The 20771-nt window shown below is 73.8% G+C and carries 24 protein-coding genes; 19 read left to right on the top strand and 5 right to left on the bottom strand.

Annotation, left to right across the window (positions count from 1 at the left end):
* Positions 1 to 231 precede the first annotated feature (231 nt).
* The 4 genes from HPC71_RS11230 to HPC71_RS11215 all read left to right on the top strand — a co-directional run bounded on the left by HPC71_RS11230 (position 232) and on the right by HPC71_RS11215 (position 4177).
* Complete coding sequence (locus HPC71_RS11230; protein ID WP_154614224.1) at positions 232 to 1776, top strand: hypothetical protein; 1545 nt, start codon at positions 232 to 234, stop codon at positions 1774 to 1776.
* A 143-nt stretch (positions 1777 to 1919) separates the two neighbouring features.
* Entirely contained in the window at positions 1920 to 2201 is a 282-nt protein-coding gene (locus tag HPC71_RS11225; RefSeq protein ID WP_154614225.1) for a hypothetical protein, read from the top strand.
* Between the two features lie 82 nt (positions 2202 to 2283).
* Positions 2284 to 3534: an amidohydrolase gene (locus HPC71_RS11220; protein ID WP_154614226.1), complete on the top strand. Its 1251-nt coding sequence runs from the start codon at positions 2284 to 2286 to the stop codon at positions 3532 to 3534.
* Between the two features lie 97 nt (positions 3535 to 3631).
* The gene (locus HPC71_RS11215) at positions 3632 to 4177 is read left to right on the top strand and encodes a DUF1269 domain-containing protein (protein ID WP_154614227.1); all 546 of its coding nucleotides are present in this window, start codon (positions 3632 to 3634) and stop codon (positions 4175 to 4177) included.
* Positions 4178 to 4266: 89 nt separating this feature from the next.
* On the opposite strand, the gene HPC71_RS11210 is transcribed toward HPC71_RS11215, so the two are convergent.
* Complete coding sequence (locus tag HPC71_RS11210; protein WP_154614228.1) at positions 4267 to 4554, bottom strand: DUF1330 domain-containing protein; 288 nt, start codon at positions 4552 to 4554, stop codon at positions 4267 to 4269.
* 80 nt (positions 4555 to 4634) lie between these two features.
* Here HPC71_RS11210 and HPC71_RS11205 point away from each other — a divergent pair, with 80 nt between their 5' ends.
* The 5 genes from HPC71_RS11205 to HPC71_RS11190 all read left to right on the top strand — a co-directional run bounded on the left by HPC71_RS11205 (position 4635) and on the right by HPC71_RS11190 (position 8470).
* A complete protein-coding gene (locus HPC71_RS11205) occupies positions 4635 to 4970 on the top strand; it encodes a YnfA family protein (RefSeq protein ID WP_154614229.1) in 336 nt (111 codons plus the stop codon).
* Complete coding sequence (locus HPC71_RS11200) at positions 4967 to 5722, top strand: spermidine synthase (protein ID WP_171896700.1); 756 nt, start codon at positions 4967 to 4969, stop codon at positions 5720 to 5722. The genes HPC71_RS11205 and HPC71_RS11200 overlap by 4 nt, the downstream gene beginning before the upstream one ends.
* Positions 5723 to 5727: 5 nt before the next feature.
* Positions 5728 to 5862 carry a hypothetical protein gene (locus HPC71_RS21175; RefSeq protein WP_257866172.1) on the top strand — a complete coding sequence of 45 codons (135 nt, stop codon included), beginning with the start codon at positions 5728 to 5730 and terminating at the stop codon, positions 5860 to 5862.
* Positions 5863 to 6163: 301 nt separating this feature from the next.
* Positions 6164 to 6376 (top strand): hypothetical protein, encoded by a 213-nt coding sequence (locus HPC71_RS11195; RefSeq protein WP_154614230.1) that lies wholly within the window; start codon positions 6164 to 6166, stop codon positions 6374 to 6376.
* A 795-nt stretch (positions 6377 to 7171) separates the two neighbouring features.
* A complete protein-coding gene (locus HPC71_RS11190) occupies positions 7172 to 8470 on the top strand; it encodes an HNH endonuclease signature motif containing protein (protein WP_154614231.1) in 1299 nt (432 codons plus the stop codon).
* A gap of 100 nt (positions 8471 to 8570) precedes the next feature.
* Here the strand turns inward: HPC71_RS11190 and HPC71_RS11185 are convergent, their stop codons facing one another.
* Both HPC71_RS11185 and HPC71_RS11180 read right to left on the bottom strand, forming a co-directional pair.
* Positions 8571 to 8993, bottom strand: a complete 423-nt coding sequence (locus HPC71_RS11185; protein WP_154614232.1) for a hypothetical protein — start codon at positions 8991 to 8993, stop codon at positions 8571 to 8573.
* Positions 8994 to 9090: 97 nt separating this feature from the next.
* Positions 9091 to 10140, bottom strand: coding sequence for an NAD(P)H-dependent amine dehydrogenase family protein (locus HPC71_RS11180; RefSeq protein WP_216656394.1), 1050 nt, complete (start codon positions 10138 to 10140; stop codon positions 9091 to 9093).
* Between the two features lie 137 nt (positions 10141 to 10277).
* Here HPC71_RS11180 and HPC71_RS11175 point away from each other — a divergent pair, with 137 nt between their 5' ends.
* Complete coding sequence (locus tag HPC71_RS11175) at positions 10278 to 10619, top strand: YciI family protein (RefSeq protein WP_154614233.1); 342 nt, start codon at positions 10278 to 10280, stop codon at positions 10617 to 10619.
* 23 nt (positions 10620 to 10642) lie between these two features.
* Here the strand turns inward: HPC71_RS11175 and HPC71_RS11170 are convergent, their stop codons facing one another.
* Positions 10643 to 11932 carry a DUF1501 domain-containing protein gene (locus HPC71_RS11170; protein ID WP_154614234.1) on the bottom strand — a complete coding sequence of 430 codons (1290 nt, stop codon included), beginning with the start codon at positions 11930 to 11932 and terminating at the stop codon, positions 10643 to 10645.
* Between the two features lie 5 nt (positions 11933 to 11937).
* Positions 11938 to 13434, bottom strand: coding sequence for a DUF1800 domain-containing protein (locus tag HPC71_RS11165; protein WP_171896698.1), 1497 nt, complete (start codon positions 13432 to 13434; stop codon positions 11938 to 11940).
* Positions 13435 to 13740: 306 nt separating this feature from the next.
* On the opposite strand from HPC71_RS11165, the gene HPC71_RS11160 reads away from it, so the two are divergent.
* The 9 genes from HPC71_RS11160 (at position 13741) to ftsR (ending at position 20763) form a co-directional block, all read left to right on the top strand.
* A complete protein-coding gene (locus HPC71_RS11160; protein ID WP_154614236.1) occupies positions 13741 to 15120 on the top strand; it encodes a hemolysin family protein in 1380 nt (459 codons plus the stop codon).
* Positions 15117 to 16187, top strand: coding sequence for a hemolysin family protein (locus tag HPC71_RS11155; protein ID WP_154614237.1), 1071 nt, complete (start codon positions 15117 to 15119; stop codon positions 16185 to 16187). Before HPC71_RS11160 ends, HPC71_RS11155 begins: the two co-directional genes overlap by 4 nt.
* 143 nt (positions 16188 to 16330) lie before the next feature.
* A complete protein-coding gene (clsA, locus tag HPC71_RS11150; protein WP_154614350.1) occupies positions 16331 to 16879 on the top strand; it encodes a cardiolipin synthase ClsA in 549 nt (182 codons plus the stop codon).
* Positions 16872 to 17825 (top strand): DUF881 domain-containing protein, encoded by a 954-nt coding sequence (locus HPC71_RS11145; protein ID WP_154614238.1) that lies wholly within the window; start codon positions 16872 to 16874, stop codon positions 17823 to 17825. Before clsA ends, HPC71_RS11145 begins: the two co-directional genes overlap by 8 nt.
* The gene (locus tag HPC71_RS11140) at positions 17822 to 18154 is read left to right on the top strand and encodes a small basic family protein (RefSeq protein WP_171896697.1); all 333 of its coding nucleotides are present in this window, start codon (positions 17822 to 17824) and stop codon (positions 18152 to 18154) included. The genes HPC71_RS11145 and HPC71_RS11140 overlap by 4 nt, the downstream gene beginning before the upstream one ends.
* Positions 18147 to 18911 (top strand): DUF881 domain-containing protein, encoded by a 765-nt coding sequence (locus tag HPC71_RS11135; RefSeq protein WP_154614239.1) that lies wholly within the window; start codon positions 18147 to 18149, stop codon positions 18909 to 18911. The genes HPC71_RS11140 and HPC71_RS11135 overlap by 8 nt, the downstream gene beginning before the upstream one ends.
* A 51-nt stretch (positions 18912 to 18962) precedes the next feature.
* A complete protein-coding gene (gene gcvH / locus HPC71_RS11130; protein ID WP_154614352.1) occupies positions 18963 to 19349 on the top strand; it encodes a glycine cleavage system protein GcvH in 387 nt (128 codons plus the stop codon).
* Between the two features lie 107 nt (positions 19350 to 19456).
* A complete protein-coding gene (locus HPC71_RS11125; RefSeq protein WP_154614240.1) occupies positions 19457 to 19999 on the top strand; it encodes a zinc-ribbon and FHA domain-containing protein in 543 nt (180 codons plus the stop codon).
* An 11-nt stretch (positions 20000 to 20010) separates the two neighbouring features.
* On the top strand, positions 20011 to 20763 hold the full coding sequence (gene ftsR, locus HPC71_RS11120) for a transcriptional regulator FtsR (RefSeq protein WP_171896696.1): 753 nt from the start codon (positions 20011 to 20013) through the stop codon (positions 20761 to 20763).
* Positions 20764 to 20771: the final 8 nt, after the last annotated feature.

Genomic DNA, 20771 nt, shown 5'->3' with positions numbered 1-20771 from the left:
CCCACCACCACGCTGTCCTCGGTGCTCCAACCGCACCTGACCATCACTGCCAGCACCGTCATCGCCTCCCGCATCGCCCCCGAACACCAGTAACTCCACTCTCTCACACCACTTCGCGGGGCGCCGTTCGCCGGCGGCCGGGTCGCGACCCGTGGCCCGGCCGAGCGGGACACGGCGACCGTTCGGACGACGGATCCAGGATCGGCGGCCCGCCGACCGCAGACTCGGTGCGTGACCTCCCGCGTGCTGCTCGCCGTCGCCACCGTCGTCGGCCTCCTCGTGCTCCCCCTGACGGCGTCGACCACGCTCCGGACCGTCGCCGCCGCGCCCGGGGCACGGCAGGCCTCGCTGACGGTGACCCCGCCGATCTACGTCCCCGGCCAGGCGGTGCGCTTCCGCGGCACCCTCGGCAAGGCGGGGCGGCGCACGGTCCACCTGCAGTCGCACATGAACCGGCCGGGCGACACCTGGCTCGACGTACCGAGCTCCACGTTCCGCACCGCCGGGGACGGGAGCTTCGACTTCACCTTCACCGCGCCGTCGATGTCCGGGATCAGCTACCGCGTCGCCGGCGGGGGCGTCGCGACCCGCGGGGAGCGGTTCGACGCCCGCCCGCAGGAGATCACGCTCACCCTCCAGGGCGCGGACGGCGCCTCGCCCTTCCACGCGATCGCGCCGCTGCTGCCGTTCACCGTCCTCGCCGACACCACGCCGCCCGTCCGCTCCGCGCTCGGCACCCCGCCGCCGATCCCCGGGCGCACGGTCCTGCTCCAGGAGCGCCACGACGGCAACCGGTGGCGCACCATCCAGCGCGGCACGACCGACAGCGCCGGCCACGCGACGTTCCGCGTGGCCGCGCCGGTGCTCGGCGAGCGGGTGCTGCGCGCGCGCCAGGAGCGGTGGACCCGCGGCGGCAGCGCGATCGGGTGGTACGCCTCGTTCCCGGCGTACTTCTCCGTCCTCGGCCTGGGTGGCCTGCTGCCCCGGGCGACGGCGGCGGCCACCCCCAGGACCGCGGCCCCCTCGCGGAGCGAGGCTCGCCCGACGGCGGGCGAGCGCTACCGCTGGGGCCCCACGCTCTTCGACTTCGCCTGGGAGCGCGGGCAGGACCTGACCTCCCCGCCGTCGAAGGGCACCCGCCCCCGCGGGACCTGGCTCGACACCTCCGACGGCACGGGTCGAGCGACCCCGTTCAACGGCGGGCTGGTCCTGCAGAGCAAGCTCAAGCACGGCGGCGCGGGGGACCGGGGCACGACGACCGCGACGATGCGCGGGAACGCCCGCTCCACCGGGCGGTGGGAGTTCCGGCTGCAGGGCCACGCCTGGGAGGGCGGCCCCGCCCCGTTCCGCTTCCGGCTCGACCTGGTCCCCGAGGGCACGCCGGTGACCGGGTGCCCCACCGAGGCCGTCGTCGTCGCCGACGTCACCGTCGGCGAGCCGGGTCTCGCGGTGGGCGTGCGCTCGCAGCGCGCCGGGTCGCAGTGGACGCGCCGGCTGCCCGGCCTGCGCCTGGCCGAGAAGCCGTTCAACCTGGCCGTCGAGGTCGCCGCGAAGCACACCACCTGGTTCATCGACGGCCGCCCCGTCGCCACGGTGACCGGCGCCCGGGCCCACCTCGGCCGGCGGCTCGTCCCGCGCTACAGCCTGGTCGGCGCGGACCGGGAGATGAACGGCGCGCAGGTCGACTCCGACTGGCAGCGCGGGTGGTCCCTGGCCCGCGGCAGGCAGGTCACCTCCGGCGCGGCGCTGACGCGCACGGCGTACGCCGCCTGCTGACCCCTGCGGGGCTCCCCGGTCCGATCCGTCCCGGCCGGTCGGCCGGGGCCGACTTGCCCTCCGGCACCATGACCTTCGTCCCTGTGACCGGGGCCGCACGCGGCTGACGCTGGTGCGGCACCCGACCGGAGGGAACCCCGCACATGCTCCCCAGCCTCGCCGTCGTGCCCGACCCCGGGACGACCGCCGAAGCCGCAGCACACCGCACCGCACTCGCCGACCTTGCCGAGCTCCTCGTGACGGAGTTCGCGGGGGCGCTGACCGCGCCCCAGGTGGTGCAGGCCGTCCACGAGGCCGACCGGGTCGTCCAGCGAGCGAGCCGCGCCGCGCACCGGCCGATGCTCCTCTGCGAGACCATCGCGCGCCGCCTGCTCCACGAGCGGGGCGTGCACGAGATGCGACGACACGTGCGCGCGTCCGCCTGAGGACCCCGCCGAGCCGCCCCTTCCCCGGCCCGCCCGCGCCGATGGCGCGGTCCGGGCTCCCCATCACGCGAGGAGTACCCCGTTGTCCGTCGTCGAGCACGCTCGCACCACCGCCGACCCAGCCCTGCTGGCGCTCTACCAGGACCTCCACCGTCACCCCGAGCTCGGCTTCCAGGAGCGGCGCACCGCCGGCCTGGTGGCCCAGCGGCTGAGCTCCTTCGGCTTCGAGGTCGTCACGGGCGTCGGGGGCACGGGCGTCGTGGGTGTCCTGCGCAACGGCCCGGGTCCGACCGCACTGGTGCGGGCGGACATGGACGCCCTGCCGGTCAAGGAGGCCACCGGCCTGGACTACGCCAGCACCGTCACCGCCCCCGACGCGGAGGGCACGGTGGTGCCGGTCAGCCACGCCTGCGGCCACGACCTGCACACCACCTGCCTCATCGGCGCCGCGCAGCTGCTCGCCGGGGAGCGGTCGATGTGGTCCGGCACCCTCGTGCTGGTCTTCCAGCCCGCCGAGGAGCTCGCGACCGGCGCCCAGGCGATGGTGGACGACGGGCTGCTGGAGCGCTTCCCGAAGCCCGACGTCGTGCTCGGGCAGCACGTCGCGCCCCTGCCCGCGGGAACGATCGCGGCGCACGCCGGCGCGGCGTACGCCGGCTCGGACTCGCTGCGCGTCGACCTGGTCGGCAAGGGCGCGCACGGATCGATGCCGCAGAACTCGGTGGACCCCGTCGTCATGGCCGCGCAGGCGGTCCTGGGCCTGCAGACCGTCGTGTCGCGGACGATCGCGCCGACCGACGTCGTCGTGCTGACCGTCGGCGCCGTCCACGCCGGTCAGGCGGCCAACGTGATCCCCGGCCAGGCCGAGCTGCTCCTCAACATCCGCAGCTACGACCCCGCCGTGCGCACCCACGTCCTCGACGAGGTCAAGAAGGTCGTGGACGGGGTCGCGGCGATGGCCGGCGCGCCCGAGCCGCCCACGATCACCGAGATCGAGCGGTTCCCCGTCGTGATCAACGACGCCGCCGCGCTGGGCCGCACCCTCGACGCGTTCCGCGCGTGGCTGGGCCCGGAGAAGATCCTCGACCCCGGGGCCGGTGCGGGCAGCGAGGACGTCGGCATCCTGGCCACCAGCGCCGGCGCGCCGCTGTCCTTCTGGCTGCTGGGCGGCAGCGACCCGTCGCTGTTCACCACCGGCGGTCTCGACGACCCGGCGCTGCGCACCATCCCGAGCAACCACTCACCGGCGTACGCACCCGATGCCGAGGCGACGCTGCCGCTCGGCGTCTCCGCCCTGGTGACCGCGGTGCGGACCTGGCTGCCCGCCCGGTGACCGGTGCGAGGACCGTCGCGCCGGCCCGGCCCCCGTTCCCTCGGCGCCCGCTCGGAGCGCGGAGGTCCACGAAGGATCCACAGAAGAGGAGCAGGACATGGCGACACTGACGGTGTGGCGGTTCGACGACCCGGACGGCGCGAAACGTGCCGAGCACGCGCTCGCCGAGCTGGAGAAGAAGGAGCTCATCCAGGTCGTCGACGCCGCGACGGTCTCCTGGCCCGAGGGCAAGAAGAAGCCGCGGACGCGGCAGTCGACCAACATGGTGGCCGCCGGAACGCTGGGCGGGATGTTCTGGGGGACGCTGTTCGGCCTGATCTTCTTCGTGCCGCTCCTGGGGCTCGTGGTCGGCGCGGCCTCGGGTGCGCTGGCCGGGTCGCTGACCGACGTCGGCATCGACGACGACTTCATCGACTCGGTCCGCCAGAAGGTCACGCCCGGCACCTCGGCGCTGTTCGTGCTCACCAACAGCGCGGTCGTCGACCGGGTGCACACCGAGCTGCGCGAGCGCGGCATCCGCGGTGAGCTGCTCGAGACCAACCTCTCCCACGAGCAGGAGGCCCGGCTGCGGGCCGCCCTCGAGGAGGACAACGAGGACGAGCGCGCCGCGCACCTCGAGGCCGCGCAGGCTGCGAAGGCCTGACCCTCCCAGGAGGGGCCGGTCGGCTGCCGGTGTGCCGCGCGAGCCTGGCGGCGCACCGGCCACCGGCCGTCACGTGCTCGGAGCGGGGCTCAGGCCCCCGGCACGATCCGCAGGTCGCGCACGGCGCCGCCGCCGAGGGCGGCCAGCGCCTCCTGGTAGGCCGGGCTGTCGTGCGCGGCGACGGCCGCCTCGACCGAGGCGAACTCGATGAGCACGGTCCGGGTCCGCTGCCCGGCCTCGTAGACCTGCTCGGGGAGCCCGCGGGCCAGGAACCGGCCGCCGCCCGCCTCCAGGGCCGGTCCGGCCAGGGCGGCGTACGCCGCGAGCTTGTCGGTGTCGGTCACCTCGACGTAGGTGCTGATCCAGTAGGCCGCCATGGTCGGATCGTGCCACGGCCCTGGTCGCCCGCGCGCCGACCGACCACGGCGCGGCGGCGGGCCGTCGCTACCGTGACGCCATGACCGTCGCCCGCTCGTTGCTCCTCTTCGGGCTCGCCGCGCTCGCGGAGATCGGCGGCGCCTGGCTGGTCTGGCAGGGCGTCCGCGAGCACCGCGGCTGGGTGTGGATCGGCGCGGGGGTGCTCGCCCTGGGCGCCTACGGCTTCGTCGCCACCCTCCAGCCCGATGCCCACTTCGGGCGCATCCTCGCGGCGTACGGCGGGGTCTTCGTCGCCGGTTCGCTGGCCTGGGGGATGGCCGTCGACGGCTTCCGGCCCGACCGCTACGACGTGACCGGCGCGCTGCTGTGCCTGGTCGGCGTCGCGGTGATCATGTACTCCCCGCGCGGCGCGTGAGCGGGCCCCGTCACGAGATCGTGCCGGCCGACCGGCGCGACGCCTGGCTGGTCCGGCTCGACGGGCGCGACCAGTCCTACGTCGACCTGGCCGACCCCACCCACCTCGCCTTCGACTACGTGCGCCGCCTCGGCGACGTCGTGGACCTGCACCGGCGCGCCGGCGAGCCCACCCGCGTCGTGCACGTCGGCGGCGCGGGCCTGACCCTGCCGCGGTACGTCGCGGCGATCCGGCCCGGCTCCTGGCAGGTCGTGCTCGAGCCGGACGAGGAGCTGACCGCCGCGGTGCGCGAGCAGCTGCCGCTGCCGCGGCGCAGCGGGATCCGGGTGCGGCCCGTCGACGGGCTCGCGGGGGTCGCCGCGCTCCGCGAGGACTGCGCCGACCTCGTCGTCCTCGACGCGTACGCCGCCGGGCGGGTGCCCGCCGAGCTGGTCACCACCGCGTTCTTCGCCGACGTCGCGCGGGTGCTCGTCCCGGGCGGCTGGTTCCTGCTCAACCTCAGCGACCGGGCGCCCTTCGCGGCCACGCGCGACGCGATCGCCGGCCTGCGCTCGGTCTTCCGCCGCACGCTGGTGGCGGCCGAGCCGGCCACGCTCCGCGCCCGCCGGCCCGGCAACCTCACCGTCGTGGCCGGCCCGGACGACTCCCTCGCCGAGGCGCTCGCCGCCCGCGCGTCCGGCGGGGCGCTGGCGGCCCGTGTGCTGGGCCACGACCGGGTGAGTGACTCCTTCGGCGGCGGAACGGGTACCTGAGGGGCATGAAGATCATGAGGAACGTCGCCCTGCTCGGGGTCGCCAAGAAGGTCTACGACGAGGCTCGCAAGCCCCACAACCAGGAGAAGATCAAGTCCGCGGTCGGTCAGGTCCAGCGCCGCGCGGGCAAGAAGCGCTGACCGCACGCGCCGGGCACGCCCGGCCCTGACGCCACGAGGCCGTCCCCCTGACCGGGGGACGGCCTCGCCTGCGTGGTGCGAGCTGTGTGGTGCGTGTTGCGTGGTGTCGCGTCAGTTGCCGCTGCGCGAGGTACCGGCCCACATCAGGCGAACGGCGTACATCATGAGCGCTCGCTTCACGGTGGTGCTCCTTCGGGTCGGGCCTGGGCCGGTGCCGGGGGACTGTGCCCGGCGTGCTCGAGCGGGAACCTCACCCGGACGGGCGGCTGCTGCCCCGCGCGGCCCTGGGTACCGACCTGACATGAGCGACACGAGCAGCACCGACGACCCGAGCAGCGCCGGCAGCGACCCGTCCTACGGGCACGACCAGGACGCCGAGCCGCCCCTCACCGCCTCCGGGCTCGACGGCCCCACCGCGGCCGACGACGACCCCACGGGCGACCCGGTCGACGGGGGCAACCCCGACGCCGACGACCAGGACGCCCAGCCGTCCACGAACGCCCCGCGCACCTGAGCAGTGTTCTTCTTCTTCAGCAACCGGCTCGGCTGCCTCGGCTCCGTGCTGGTCTCGCTCGTGCTCACCGCCGTCCTCGTCGCGGTCCTGATGCTGTTGTAGCTGCTGGTCGAGCAGGAGGCGCCCCCGGCGCCGACGTGTCGAGGCCCCTGGCAGCCGAGCTTCGGCCTGCGGGCCCGCCGCTGGTCGAGCAGGAGGCGCCCCCGGCGCCGACGTGTCGAGGCCCCGTGAGCCGACCTTCGGCCTGCGGGCCCCGGCCGCTGGTCGAGCAGGAGGCGCCCCGGCGCCGACGTGTCGAGGCCCCGAGCCGACCTTCAGCGTGCGGGCCCCCGCCGCTGGTCGAGCAGGAGGCGCCCTGGCGCCGACGTTGTCGAGGCCCCGGCGGCCGAGCTTCGGCCTGCGGGCCGCCTCCGCTGGTCGAGCAGGAGGCGCCCCGGCGCCGACGTGTCGAGGCCCCGTGAGCCGACCTTCGGCCTTCGGGCCCTTCCGCTGGTCGAGCAGGAGGCGCCCTGGCGCCGACGTGTCGAGGCCCCGAGCCGACCTTCAGCGTGCGGGCCCCCGCCGCTGGTCGAGCAGGAGGCGCCCTGGCGCCGACGTGTCGAGGCCCCGGCGGCCGACCTTCGGCCTGCGGGCTGTGGGTGGTTGCGGTATTGGCAGCTATGGGACGAGGTACGCCGTGGGTTGCGGTCGGCTGCTGGGTCTCTGGCCGCCGCCTCGGGCTGGCGTGTCCGATCGGTTCGGCAGGATCTGTTGAGAGCCTCTTCCATTCGAGCATGTGTTCGAGTAGAATGAGGCATGGCCTTGATCGCGACGCTCGAGCACCCGCTGGACACCCCAGCCGACGTGCTGAGCCTCGCGCGCGCCAAGCAGCGCGCCGCCAATGCGGCCGAGGCCGAGCTCCTCGAAGCGGCGGTCCAGTGGTGCGTGCTGCACCCGGCGGAGTCGTTGGACGATGCAGCGTCCTGGTCGGTGTTCCGCGGGTTCGGCGACAAGCCGGTCTGCCTGGCGGGTGAGGGTGCTCCGTTCGTGACCGAGTTCGCGGTGGTGGAGTTCGCCGCGGGCCTGGGGAAGTCCGAGGACGCCGGCCGGGCCTATCTCGCCGAGGCCCTCGAGCTGCGCTACCGGCTCCCGAAGCTCTGGGCCAAGGTCACCTCGCTGGACCTCCCGGCCTGGAAGGCGCGGTCGCTGGCGCGGCGGACGCTGCACCTGCCGAAGAAGGGTGCGGCGTTCGTCGACACCCATGTCGCGCCGGTGGCCTCGACCATCGGGCCGGCGGCTCTGGAGCGGTTGCTGGAGGAGGCGTTGGTCCGGTTCGACCCTGACGAGGCGCAGCGGGTGGCGACCGAGCGGGCCGAGGCTCGGCACGTGACGGTCCAGTCGCGGCAGGTGTCTTTCGACGGGCACGTGGACGTGTGGGCGACCCTGGACCTGGCCGATGCGCTCGACCTCGACGACGCCCTGGCGAAGGGCGCGGCGAGGCTGGAGGCGCTGGGGTGCACCGACACCCTCGACGCCCGCCGCTCGGTCGCGCTGGGTGACATGGCGCGGCGGCAGATGCAGCTGGAGTTCGACACCGACCCCAAGCCCCTCGTGGTCCACGTCCACCAGCGTCCCGACGGGACCCTCGACGACATCACGCGCGTCGAGAACGTCCGCGGGTTCGTCCTCACCAGCCAGCTCGCGGACTGGTGCACCCGCGCCGCGCGGTCCGACGCCGGCAAGACGATCACCGTGAAGCCGGTCATCGACCTGAGCGAGCGGATCCACGTCGAGGCCTACGAGGTCCCCGACCGCCTCTCGACCCAGACCCGGCTCCGCGACCTGCACTGCGTGTTCCCCTGGTGCACCCGCCCCGCCCACGCGTCATCGCGAGTGGATGACGACCACGTCATCCCCCACGCCAGGGGCGGACCGACGGCGACCGAGAACATCGCCCCACTCTGTAGGCGCCACCACCGCGCCAAGACCCACGGCGGCTGGTCACAACAATCACCCTCGCCGGGCACGTTTGAGTGGCGAAGTCCGACCGGACTCACCTACCGGGTCGACCACCGAGGCACCCACGACCTCGGCCCCGAACCGCCCCCGACATAGCCCACCGCCCCGACCCCGCCGGACCACCCAGCCGGCGGGGCACAGGCACGCCCGGAGCTCGGCGGCCCCTGGTGCCATCACTCCCGGCGCCACCGCGAGGTCATCGGCTGGTGTCGAGCACGACGCGGGCACCGGTGGTCAGGACGAGCACGCACGCGCAGATGGGGACGAACAGGGCGCTCAGCTGCGCGGCGCCGCTGGTCACGTAGAACAGCAGGAGCAACAGCAGCGATCCGGCCAGGGCAACGCTCGCCGCGCCGATCGGCGTGAGTGCTCGGCCGCGTCTCCGGGCCCGTACCAGCCACCACGCCAGCATCACGTGCGGGAGCGACCAGAGCAGACCCCCGACCACCATGAGCCCACCGAAGAACAGCCCGAGGCCGTCCCAGTCCTCGCCCTGCGTCCTGGCGTCATTGACCATGACCAGTGCTCCCCAGCCCACGACCAACAGGCCGACGCCGGTCGCGGCCCACAGTGAGAAGTCCAGGAGACGAGAGCTGCTGGTGCTGACGACGCGAGTCATGGGCTCACTCTCTGGGATCACCGAGGCCGGCGTCATGAGCATGGATGCTCGGCAGCCCGGGGGATCTCCTGCGAGGCTGTGCCGGCCGGGGTGCGGCTCAGGCCAGGTCGGGGTGCGCGCGGCCGGCGACGAGCGGGAGGTCGAGGAAGGTCTGGATGCCCGGCGGTGCGGCGACGACGTACGGGATGGAGTTCACGCAGTGGGCGGCGGTCGCGACGACGCCGGGGTTGCGCAGGAGCCCTTCGGCGACGCTGCTGGGCTGCCAGCCCTTGATGGTGACGTACGACGGCGGGTCGCCCTGCACCTCGACCTCGAACCGCTCGCCCTCGGGCCCGAACGTCCACGGCGGGTCGAGGTGCTCCTCGCCCATCAGCCAGTTGACCGCGACCCGGACGACGACGAGCTCGCCGACCACGGCTTCCCAGACGAAGCGTTGCGCAGCGACGCGACCCGGCTCGATGGGGCCGATGGGGGAGTCGATCGGGGCGGTGGCGACCGCGACCTCCTGGGAGGTGCGCAGCTCGGCGTCCTTGCTGAAGCCGAGCGCGTCCAGGCACATCCGCACCGACTGGCGGAAGCCGCCGGTGAGCAGGCCGAGCATGGGGCCGCCCATCGCGTCCTCGGGGAGGCCGCCGAACATCATGATGTGGCGGACCACGTCGGGGGCGTCGTACGTGCGGATGTCGGAGAACTCCTCCCCGCGCACGAACGTCACCGCCGAGGAGAGCGCGGAGAACATCAACGGGTGCAGCTCGGTGATCCCGCCCGGGTTGATCCCCGTGCCGTGCAGCGTGGTGCCGCCCTCGGCGCACGCCTCGGCGAGCGGGCCGGCGGCGCGCTCGGAGGGGTAGAACCAGCCGACCGGCGTGACGACGTTCTTGCCCGACCGCAGCAGCGCCGCGACCTCGTCCCGGTCGGGCACGAGCGGGGAGTAGAGGACGCAGTCGGCGTCCAGGGCGAGGATCTCCTCGACGCTGGAGGTCGCGGTCACCCCGATCGGCGCGCGGCCGATCAGCTCGCCGACGTCGCGGCCGTGCTTGTCGGGGGAGTGGACCCAGCACCCCACCAGCTCCAGCTCGGGGTGGAGGAGCAGGGTCTCGATCGCGGCCTTGCCGACTCCGCCGGTGGCCCACTGGACGACGCGCACGGGCGCCACCGTGGCAGGTGGAACGCGTTCTCGTCCAGCGTCGGGACGGGGCCGATGAGTCCCGATGGCAGGGCGGGTCGGACTGGTGACCGCACGCCGACCCGACTCCGATCCACCCCGACCCCCCAGGAGCGCCCATGCCCGCCTACCTCCTCGCCTTCCCCGGAGGCGCGATGGACCTGACCGACGTCCCGCTCGACCGCGTGAGCGAGGAGTCCCACGCCGCCGTCCGGGAGGCCAAGGCCGCCGGTGTCTGGGTCTTCGGCGGCGGGATCCTCGACGAGGTCGCCCCGGTCCGCGTCGCCGCGGACGGCTCGGTCACGCCGGGCGCCCACCCCGAGCACGCCGGGCTCCCGGGCGGGTTCGCGGTGCTGAGGACGGCCTCCCGAGCCGACGCCGAGGCGTGGGCGGCCCGCTTCGCCGCAGCGTGCCGGGCACCGCAGGGACTCTGGCAGTTCGGCGACGACCCCGAGTCCTGAGGCCGGAGGACCGGCCGAGCCGCTCAGAGCGAGGTCATCACCCCGACCGCCTCGGGCCGGAAGCCGGGGAAGACCTTGGCGGTCGAGGCGCGGAACCGGCTCGCGACGACCTCGGCGAGCACGCTGCGGTAGTCGGTGGTCACCAGCAGGTCGGCGTCGAGGGTGTCGGCCAGCCCGGGCCAGGTGCCGTAGTAGCGGCCGCCCTTGACCCCGGCGCCGGCCAGCAGCATCACGTTGCCGTAGCCGTGGTCGAGCCCGTTGCTGTCGTTCTCGACCACCCGGCGGCCGAACTCGCTGATCGTCACCAGCGTGACCTTGGAGGCCAGCGGACCGAGGTCGGCGAAGAACGCCGCGATCGAGGCGGCGAGGTCGCCGACGTTGCGTCGCATCCGGCCCCACTCGAGCGTCCCGAGGTCGGAGTGCATGTCCCAGTCGCCCTGGTCGACGGTGAGCACCTCCACCCCGACGTCGCCGCGGATCACCCGGGCGACCTCGGCGAGCGACGTGCCCAGGTCGGATCCGGGGTACGCCGCGGAGCGGTCCGGCGTCGCCCGCGCGGGCCCGAAGGCGTCGACCGCCGCGAACGCCGATCCGACGGCGCGACCCAGCGGGCCGGTGTCGCGGTCCCACATCGTGTGCAGCGAGCGGACCCGGCCGCCGGTGGTGTCCCACTGGTCGTCGCCCGGGATGGACACCGCCTTGACCGACCCCGTCGACATGACCGGCTCGGCGCCGTACAGGCTGGTCGGCACGACGCCGCCGCCGAGGGCGACCGCCTGGAGCGGGGAGCGCCGGGTGTCGGTGCTGATGAGCCGGTTGAGCCAGCCCTGGCGAGCGGCCGAGCCCGGGTTGGCGTCCTCGACCTCCTCCATGGCGGCGAAGTGTGAGCGGTTCGGGGCCGGCAGCCCGGTGGCGTGGACGGCCGCGAGCCGGCCCGAGCGCCACAGCGGCACCAGCGGCGCGAGGTTCGGGTGCAGGCCGAACATCGCGTCCTTGGCGAGCAGGCTGCCGGCCGGGACCGCGATCCGCGGGCGGGCGGCGTAGTAGACCGGGTCGCCGTGAGGGACCACGAGGGAGAGGCCGTCGGCGGCGCCGCGCAGCGAGAGCACGACCAGCACGGCGTCCGCGCTCGCGGCGCGCGCGGGGGAGGCCGTGACCACGGCCGAGCCGATCGCGGTGGCGGCGCCGGCCATCGCCAGCGCGCCGCCGATCAGGCCGCGCCGGGAGACGCGGGCGAACTCCGCGCAGCAGGCGGCGTCGGAGGCGGAGGCTGAGGCTGAGGCGGAGTCGGAGGAGTGCGTCGAGGAGGTCATGGCGGTCACCGGGTCAGGTGGGCGGGGGAGTCGAGGACGGTGCCGAGCAGCCGGTGGAAGTCCCACTTCACCAGCGCGTGGTCGGCGGTGACGACCTCGCCGGGCTTCATGACGCACGCCTCGCAGCAGGCGCGCAGGAGCGTGGCGGTCGACCGGCGGTGCAGCAGCTGCTGGCTGAGGTGGTCGACGAGCAGGTCGAAGCGGATCCGCTTGCGCGGCAGCCACTGCGCCGGCGTGCGGTAGCTGATGCCCTGCTTGGGCCACCAGCCGCCGGCGAGGGTCCAGTGCAGCTCCATCGAGGCCAGCACGCGCGAGGCCGAGGACCACGACTCGCTGTCGATCGGCTGCCCGTCGGGCCGCGGCCAGGAGAAGGGGCTCACCCCCAGGTTGCCGACCTGCCAGAGCATCGCCCGCACGGCGTACTCGCCGCCGGCCCGCCCCGCCGGCGGCCGGGCCAGCCCGGCGCGCAGCACGCGGTAGGTCGCCACCACGTCCTCGCCGGGGTCGCGGACCTTGGCGCCCACCGACGCCTTGAACTCCGGGCTGGCGACCAGGGCCCGCAGCACCGGGCGGAGCTCGGTGCCGGCGTCGAGGTAGACCTTCGCCAGCCGGTCCACGAGCGCCTGCGGCGGGTCGTCGCGGACGAGCTTGACCGCGAGCCGGCGGGCGACCCGGACGGCGGTGGCCGGGTGGTGGGCCAGGTAGGTGAGGTAGCGGCGTACCACCTCGCGGCCGTCGCGGTCGGCGTTGGCGTCGCTGAACCCCATCACCCGCACGGGGCCGGTCCAGTGGTCGCGCGGGGAGTACGCCGCCTTCCAGGTGTTCCACAGGTCGACCCGGTAGCCGGTGAGGATCCGCGCCGACGCCTTGACGTCGTCCTCGTCGAACTGACCACGGCCGACGGTGTGCAGCTCGAGCAGCTCGCGGCCGAGGTTCTCGTTCGGGTGCTTGGCGGTGGAGACCGCGTTGTCGAGGAAGATCCCCATCGCCGGGTGGGTGATCGCGGCGTGGAGCAGCTCGTCGAAGCGGCCGAGCGCGTGCCGGCGGATCGTGTCGCCGTAGGAGACCCGGTAGGTGAACTGGGCGTCGCCGACGGCCGGCACGTTGAAGTGGTTCTCCCACAGCTCGGTCATCACCTCGAGGACCTGGCGCTGGGAGGTGATCCGACGCACCAGCGCCCAGCGGGCGTAGTCCTCCATGACCTCCCAGCCGCCCTCGACCTCGGCGACCTGGCGCTCCCACAGCTCGGCGGGCCCGCGCTCGAAGCTCGGCCACCACGAGCGCAGGGCGTCGGCCTGGCGGTCGGCGACCCGGTCGGGCTCGAGCTGCTGCTCGAACCAGCGCCGCGCCCCGCCGGCGGCGCGCACCTGGGCGGCGAGCGCGGGGGTCACGCCGTAGGAGAAGCGGCCGACGAGGTGGCGGTCCTGGGTGCCGAGCAGCGGCGCGCCGGGAAAGCGCGCGGGCCGGTACGCCGGGCGGGCGGTGCTGGCTGCGACGGTCACGGGTGCTCCCAGGAGGTCCGGCGGACCCGTCGGTGACGGGCAAGGTCCGGGCAGCCCCCCATGCCGCCGGGACCAGTGTGGCCCCGCGGGGGCCGGTTTCACCTCCCTTGTTCCTCCGGCGCGCCATGGCCCGGGTGGGCCATGCCCGGGCGGCGAAGGGCCGACCCGTCGCGCACGCGGGCTGGGTCGGGGGACGGCGCCGCTGTATCGTGGCCCCGCTCACCGGCCCTGACCCGACGAGGACCCAGAGAAACCCCTGATGGACGGCTCTCAAAGTAGCCCGCTCTCCCTTGATGGAGAGCGCCCATGACCCCCCTGATCCTGCTCGCGATCGCGCTGCTGCTCGTCGTGGCCTGCGGACTGTTCGTCGCCGCGGAGTTCGCCTTCGTCACCGTCGACCGCACGAAGGTCGACCAGGCCGCCGCGGCCGGTGACGCCGGCGCCCGCGGTGTGCAGAGCGCCCTGCGGTCGCTCTCGACGCAGCTCTCCGGGGCCCAGGTGGGCATCACCGTGACCAACCTCGGCATCGGCTTCCTCGCCGAGCCCGCGATCGCGGACCTGATCGAGGAGCCCCTGGGCACCCTCGGCGTGCCCGCCGGAGCGGTCTCGCCGGTCGCGGTCGGCCTGGGCCTGGTGATCGGCACGGTGCTCACGATGATCTTCGGCGAGCTGGTCCCCAAGAACCTCGCCATCGCGCTCCCGCTCCAGGTCGCCCGGGCGACCCAGGGGCCGATGCGGCTGTTCACCGCGGTCAACCGCGGCCCGATCCGGCTGCTCAACAACTCCGCCAACGCCGTGGTACGCCGCCTGGGCATCGAGCCGCAGGAGGAGCTCCGCTCCGCGCGCAGCTCCCAGGAGCTGGCCTCGCTCATCGCCCGCTCGGCCGACGAGGGCACCCTCGACGCCGACACCGCCGAGCTGATGGAGCGTTCGGTGGAGTTCGGCACCCGCACCGCGGGGGAGATCATGACCCCGCGCGTGCGCACCCACACCCTGGAGGCCAACGACCGCGCCTCGGCCGTCATCGAGCTGGCCCGCTCGACCGGCCACTCGCGCTTCCCGGTCCTCGACGACGAGGACACCGTCGTCGGCACCGTCCACGTCAAGAACGCCGTCGCGCTGCCGCTGCACGAGCGGAGCACCACCAAGGTCAAGCACCTGATGGCCAAGCCGATCGTCGTGCCCGACACCCTCCGCCTGGACCCGCTCCTGGCCCAGCTGCGCAACGAGAGCTTCCAGATGGCCGTCGTCCTCGACGAGTACGGCGGTCACGCCGGGATCGTGACCCTCGAGGACGTGGTCGAGGAGATCGTCGGCGACATCGCCGACGAGCACGACCGGATGAGCGCCCGCGCCCGCCAGCGCCGCGACGGCACCTGGCTGCTCTCGGGCCTGCTGCGCCCCGACGAGGTTGAGGACCTCACCGGCGTCGCGCTCCCGGAGAACGAGGACTACGACACCGTGGCCGGTCTCGTGCTGCGCGTGCTCGGCCGGGTGCCCGACTCCGGCGACATCGCCGAGGTGCCGGTGCCCGACCACAGCGACCCCGAGCAGCCGCGCGAGCGGCTCGCGGTGCTGACCGTCGAGCACATGGACGGCCTGCGGATCGACCGGCTCTCGCTGCGCCTGCACGACGTCGAGCCGTCGACCGCCACCACGACCCGCGGCAGGGGTGAGCGCGGATGAGCGACCTCGCCGGTGTCCTCCTCGTCGTCGTGCTGCTGGCGTTCAACGCCTTCTTCGTGGGCGCCGAGTTCGCCCTCGTCTCCGCGCGCCGCAGCCAGATCGAGCCCCACGCCCAGGCCGGCTCCCGGATGGCCCGCACCACGCTGCGGGCCATGGAGCAGGTCTCGCTGATGATGGCGGGCGCCCAGCTCGGCATCACCATCTGCTCCCTCGCCCTCGGCGCGGTCGGCGAGCCCGCGATCGCGCACCTGATCGAGCCGGGCATCCACGCCCTGGGCGTGCCCGACTCCTTCCTCCACCCGATCGCGTTCGTCATCGCGCTCTCGCTGGTCACCTACCTGCACGTCGTGCTCGGCGAGATGGTGCCGAAGAACATCGCCATCGCCGGGCCCGAGCGCTCCGCGATGGTGCTGGGCCCGCCGATGCTGGGCGTGGTCACGGTCCTCAAGCCGCTGATCGTGGTCCTCAACGCGATCGCCAACGCCGTGCTCCGGCTGATGCACGTGGAGCCCAAGGACGAGCTGACCTCGGCCTTCACCCGCGAGGAGGTCGCGGCGCTGGTCGAGGAGTCGCGCGGCGAGGGGCTGCTGGAGGCCGACGAGTACGACCGGCTCGCCGGCGCGCTCGGCTTCACCGAGAAGACCGTCGCCGCGGTGCTCATGCCCGCCGACACCCTCACCGTGGTCGGTCGCGGCTCGACCGCCGCGGAGGTCGAGGCGGTCTGCGCGAGCACCGGCTACTCCCGCTTCCCGGTCGCCGGCGCCGATGGGGACCTGATCGGCTACCTGCACATCAAGGACGTCCTCGAGCCCGACGAGGAGCGCCGCGAGCGCCCCATCGACGACAAGTGGATCCGCCCGTTCGCGCCGGTGACGCCCGACGAGTCGCTCCACGACGCGCTGGAGACGCTGCAGCGGCGCGGGGCGCACATGGGCCGGGTGGTCGACAGCGAGGGAACCACCCTCGGCCTGGCCACCCTCGAGGACGTGCTCGAGGAGCTGGTCGGCGAGATCCGCGACGCCGCGCACCACGAGGACCCGGTGCCGAACCCGAGCACCGCCGTCTGAGCGGCCCCGCCGGCCGGGGCGGCGCGCGCCGCACCACCCCTGACCTGCTGCTTCGAGGGCGTCGTACCGGCGGTTAGGGTGGGAGTGTGGCAGCCGATCCTCCCCGCTCGACGCGCGTGTGGACGTTGCCGAACGCGTTGAGCATGCTGCGCCTGGCCGGCGTCCCGCTGTTCCTGTGGCTCGTGCTCGGCCCGGAGGCCGACGTCTGGGCGCTCGTGGTGCTCATGATCTCCGGCTTCACCGACTGGCTCGACGGCTACCTCGCGCGCAAGTGGGACCAGGTCACGCTGCTCGGGCAGGTGCTCGACCCGGTCGCCGACCGGCTCTACATCCTCGCCGCCGTCGTCGGGCTGGCACTGCGCGACGTGATCCCGTGGTGGGTCGCGGTGCTGCTGCCGCTGCGCGACGTGCTCATGTGGGGACTGGTGCCGCTGCTGCGCACCCGCGGCTACACCGCGCTGCCGGTGCACTTCCTCGGCAAGGCCGCGACCTTCAACCTGCTCTACGCCTTCCCGCTGCTGTTCCTCGGCGACGGCGAGGGCACCGTCGCCACGCTCGCGCAGGTGCTCGGCTGGGCCTTCGCGCTGTGGGGGATCGGCCTGTACTGGTGGGCCGGCCTGCTCTACGCCTGGCAGGTGCGCACCCTGCTCGCCACCACCGAGCCCCGGCGCCGGACGGCGCTCGATGCCTGAGTCGGCACCGCCCGACCGGCCCACCCCCGACCGGTCGACCCCGGACCAGCCGCTGCCCGAGCGGGTCCGGCTGCCGCTGCTCACGCTGATCACCCAGCAGTCGCTGGAGGAGGACTACCTCCACGCCGCCGAGCGGCGCGCCCTCGCCGCCCGCGAGGCCGGCGCCCCGGCGCCCGGCTCCGGGGCGGGGTCGGGCTCGGGCACGCCGGGCGTGCCCGTCCGCAGCCGACCCCACCGGATGGCCGCCGTCGTGGTCGCGCTCTTCGGCGTCCTCGTCACGACGGCCTTCGTGCAGACCTCCCGCAACGAGGACGTCGACGCCGCCAGCCGCGCCACGCTGGTACGTCGCGTGACCGACGAGCGCGAGCGGGTGGCCGATCTCCAGGAGCAGATCGTGGACCTGCGCGAGCGCAACGCCCAGCTCGAGGGCGAGCTCACCCAGGCGCGCTCGACCTACGAGGGCGTGCTCACCCGGCTGCGCCGCGTGCAGACCCGCACCGGGTTCGTCGCGGTGAGCGGCCCCGGGGTCGTGATCACCCTCGACGACGGGCCGCCGGAGATCGTCGACAGCGACGTGCGCGACCAGGACCTGCGGATCGCGGTCAACGGGCTGTGGCGGCTCGGCGCGGAGGCGATCGCGATCAACGGCCAGCGGCTGACCGCGCTGTCGGCGATCCGGACCTCGGGGATGGTGGTGCGGGTCAACAAGGTCAACCTGTCGCCGCCGTACCGCATCGAGGCCATCGGCGACATCGACGTCCTGCAGTCCCGGTTCCTCGAATCGCCGGAGGGGGGCAGGCTGTTGCTGCTCGAGTCGAGCTACGGCATACCCTTCGACATGAGGAACGAGGACTCACTCGAGCTGCCTGCCGCGCGTCTGCGCGAGCTGCGCTCGGTCGAGCCCCTCGAGGACAACGACCCGCGACCCCCGGAGGAGGCCTCGTGATCGCCGCGCTGGGCCTGCTCGTCGGCATCGCCCTCGGGCTGGTCTTCCAGCCCGACGTGCCGCTCGGCCTCGAGCCGTACCTCCCGATCGCCGTGGTCGCCGCCCTCGACGCCGTCTTCGGCGGCCTGCGCGCCTACCTCGACGGGATCTTCGACGACAAGGTCTTCGTGGTCTCGTTCGTCTCCAACGTCGTGATCGCGGCCGCGATCGTCTACCTCGGCGACAAGCTCGGCGTCGGCGGGCAGCTCTCGACCGGCGTCATCGTCGTCCTCGGCATCCGGATCTTCTCCAACGTCGCGGCCATCCGCCGCCACCTGTTCCATGCCTAGCACCAGCAGCGGACCCCCGGACCAGCGATCGAGCGGACGCACCCGGCTGTTCCGCGCGATGCTGCGCCCCTCGCGCAGCCAGGTCGTCGTCGGCGTGCTCCTCGCCCTGGTCGGCTTCGCCGCGATCGTCCAGGTGCGCGCGACCGAGGTCGACGCCACCTACGCCGGCCTGCGCGAGCAGGACCTGATCGACGTCCTCAACGGCCTCGCCGGCACCACCCAGCGCGCCGAGTCCGAGATCGAGCGGCTCGAGGCGGCCCGGGAGGACCTGCGCTCGGACAACCGCCGGGTCGGCGCGGCACTCGAGGCCGCGCAGACCCAGGCCGACACGCTCGCGATCCTCGCCGGCACCGTGCCGGTCACCGGCCCCGGCATCCGGATCACGATCACCGAGACCGACACCCCCGTGGACGCCCAGGACTTCATCGACCTGGTCCAGGAGCTGCGCACCTCCAACGCCGAGGCGATGCAGCTCAACGGCAAGGTCCGGCTGGTCGCCCAGTCCTCCTTCGCCGAGGCCGAGGGCGGGCTCGTCGTCGACGGCGAGCTGCTGGGCCCGCCGTACGTCCTGGACGCCATCGGCGACCCCGACACCCTGGCCGGCGCCATCTCCATCGCCCGCGGCGTGACCTTCGAGCTGGAGAAGGACAACGCGATCGTCGAGGTGCAGGAGCTGCCCTCGCTGGACATCGAGAGCGTCCGCGAGCCGGTCCAGCCGGAGAACGCCACCCCCGAGCTGGACACCAGCACCCCCTGAGGGCCAGTAGGGTCGGCGGGCACCCCTCGGACCGACAGCTTGGAGACCGCGTTGTACCCCGACGACCTGAAGTACACCAGCGAGCACGAGTGGCTGCGGACCCCCGGCGAGGCCGAGGGCTCGGTCCGCGTCGGCATCACCCACTACGCCCAGGACGCCCTCGGTGACATCGTCTACGTCTCGCTGCCCGAGGTCGGCGCGACCATCGAGGCCGGCAGCACCTGCGGCGAGCTGGAGTCGACCAAGTCGGTCAGCGACGTCTACGCGCCGGTCTCCGGCGAGGTCGTGGCCCGCAACGAGGCGCTGGACGCCACCCCCGAGCTGGTGAACAACGACCCGTACGGCGGCGGCTGGCTCTTCGAGGTCGTGCCCACCGAGGCCGGTGGGACCGACGGCCTCATGGACGCCGCGGCGTACGAGGCCTCGCTCGACTCCTGAGTACCGCTTGATCACCCTCGCCCGGCTGATAGGTTCGGACAACCGTCAGCCTCAGCCCCGAGGTGAGGGTTTTCCGCCCCCGACGCCGAACCCCGGAGGATGCCCCGATGCCGTTCTGCACCGCGTGTGGCAGGCAGAACCCCGACGACGCCCGCTTCTGCTCGCAGTGCGGCACCAAGCTGGCCACCGCCGACGACGCGACGGGCTCCGTCGCCGTGCAGCCGGGCCAGCCCGCGACCTCGGGCGACTCCACCGCCACGATCCAGATCGGCCTCGGCGAGAAGACCGAGACCTCCGACCGGCAGCTCAACCCGGTCGACGCCGCGGCGGTCGACGCCCTGCCCGCCGGGCACGCGCTGCTCGTCGTGCAGCGCGGACCGGGGTCGGGCAGTCGGTTCCTCCTCGACGCCGACGTCGTGACCGCCGGCCGGCACCCGGAGAGCGAGATCTTCCTCGACGACGTGACCGTCTCGCGCCGGCACGCGCAGTTCGACCGCTCCGGTGACACCTTCACCGTGAGCGACGTGGGCTCGCTGAACGGCACCTACGTCAACCGCGACCGCATCGACACCGTCCAGCTCAAGGACGGCGACGAGGTGCAGATCGGCAAGTACCGACTGGTGTTCTTCTCCGGTCACCAGGCCGGCTGAGCCCTCCGCAGATGAGCTCGATCGGCTCGGCCGGCACCGGCCAGGCAAGTGCGCCGCGCGCGCGGATGAACATCGGAGAGGTCCTCGACCACCTCCGGCCGGACTTCCCGGGGATCACCATCCCCAAGATCCGCTTCCTCGAGGACAAGGGGCTGATCAAGCCCGAGCGGACGCCGGCGGGCTACCGGAAGTTCTCGGCCGACGACGTCGACCGGCTGCGCTACGTGCTGCGCATGCAGCGCGACCACTACCTGCCGCTGAAGGTGATCGGCGAGCACCTCGACGCGATCGACCGCGGCCTGGAGCCCCCGGCGATCGAGCCGGTGGTGCCGACCGTGCCGAAGGTCGCCCTCTCCGCCGACGGCCTGCCCAGTCCCGAGTCGTTCCGCCGCCACGACGGCATGCGGCTCTCGCGTCGCGAGCTGGTCAAGGTCGCCGAGATCTCCGAGGACCTCCTCGAGCAGCTCGAGCAGTACGGCCTGATCAGCGCCAAGCCCGGCACCGGCCACTACGACACCGACGCGCTGGTCATCGCCCAGACCGCCCGCGAGCTGGCCGACTTCGGCTTCGAGCCGCGCCACCTGCGCGCCTTCAAGACCGCCGCGGACCGCGAGGTCGGCCTCGTCGAGCAGGTCGTCGCCCCCCACAAGCGCGGCCGCGACGCCGCCGCCCGGGCCCGCGCCGAGGAAGCCGTCTCCGAGATCGCCGCCCTCTCCGTGCGGCTCCACGCCACCCTCGTCAAGGCCGGCCTCCGCTCCTCCTGACCCCCGCG

Origin of the sequence: Nocardioides marmotae, assembly GCF_013177455.1 — a bacterium.
GTDB classification, from domain to species: domain Bacteria; phylum Actinomycetota; class Actinomycetes; order Propionibacteriales; family Nocardioidaceae; genus Nocardioides; species Nocardioides marmotae.
This window is presented reverse-complemented; position numbering and strand designations above follow the sequence as displayed.

Bases quoted from the DNA above. Each gene is read 5' to 3' on its own strand.
- ftsR (WP_171896696.1), top strand. From the start codon at position 20,011: ATGAGCTCGATCGGCTCGGCCGGCACCGGCCAGGCAAGTGCGCCGCGC.
- HPC71_RS11135 (WP_154614239.1), top strand. From the start codon at position 18,147: ATGCCTAGCACCAGCAGCGGACCCCCGGACCAGCGATCGAGCGGACGC.
- HPC71_RS11225 (WP_154614225.1), top strand. From the start codon at position 1,920: ATGCTCCCCAGCCTCGCCGTCGTGCCCGACCCCGGGACGACCGCCGAA.
- clsA (WP_154614350.1), top strand. From the start codon at position 16,331: ATGCTGCGCCTGGCCGGCGTCCCGCTGTTCCTGTGGCTCGTGCTCGGC.
- HPC71_RS11195 (WP_154614230.1), top strand. From the start codon at position 6,164: ATGAGCGACACGAGCAGCACCGACGACCCGAGCAGCGCCGGCAGCGAC.
- HPC71_RS11185 (WP_154614232.1), bottom strand. From the start codon at position 8,993: ATGACTCGCGTCGTCAGCACCAGCAGCTCTCGTCTCCTGGACTTCTCA.
- HPC71_RS11215 (WP_154614227.1), top strand. From the start codon at position 3,632: ATGGCGACACTGACGGTGTGGCGGTTCGACGACCCGGACGGCGCGAAA.
- HPC71_RS11205 (WP_154614229.1), top strand. From the start codon at position 4,635: ATGACCGTCGCCCGCTCGTTGCTCCTCTTCGGGCTCGCCGCGCTCGCG.
- HPC71_RS11190 (WP_154614231.1), top strand. From the start codon at position 7,172: ATGGCCTTGATCGCGACGCTCGAGCACCCGCTGGACACCCCAGCCGAC.
- HPC71_RS11160 (WP_154614236.1), top strand. From the start codon at position 13,741: ATGACCCCCCTGATCCTGCTCGCGATCGCGCTGCTGCTCGTCGTGGCC.
- HPC71_RS21175 (WP_257866172.1), top strand. From the start codon at position 5,728: ATGAAGATCATGAGGAACGTCGCCCTGCTCGGGGTCGCCAAGAAGGTC.
- HPC71_RS11170 (WP_154614234.1), bottom strand. From the start codon at position 11,932: ATGACCTCCTCGACGCACTCCTCCGACTCCGCCTCAGCCTCAGCCTCC.
- HPC71_RS11145 (WP_154614238.1), top strand. From the start codon at position 16,872: ATGCCTGAGTCGGCACCGCCCGACCGGCCCACCCCCGACCGGTCGACC.
- HPC71_RS11210 (WP_154614228.1), bottom strand. From the start codon at position 4,554: ATGGCGGCCTACTGGATCAGCACCTACGTCGAGGTGACCGACACCGAC.
- HPC71_RS11155 (WP_154614237.1), top strand. From the start codon at position 15,117: ATGAGCGACCTCGCCGGTGTCCTCCTCGTCGTCGTGCTGCTGGCGTTC.
- HPC71_RS11125 (WP_154614240.1), top strand. From the start codon at position 19,457: ATGCCGTTCTGCACCGCGTGTGGCAGGCAGAACCCCGACGACGCCCGC.
- HPC71_RS11175 (WP_154614233.1), top strand. From the start codon at position 10,278: ATGCCCGCCTACCTCCTCGCCTTCCCCGGAGGCGCGATGGACCTGACC.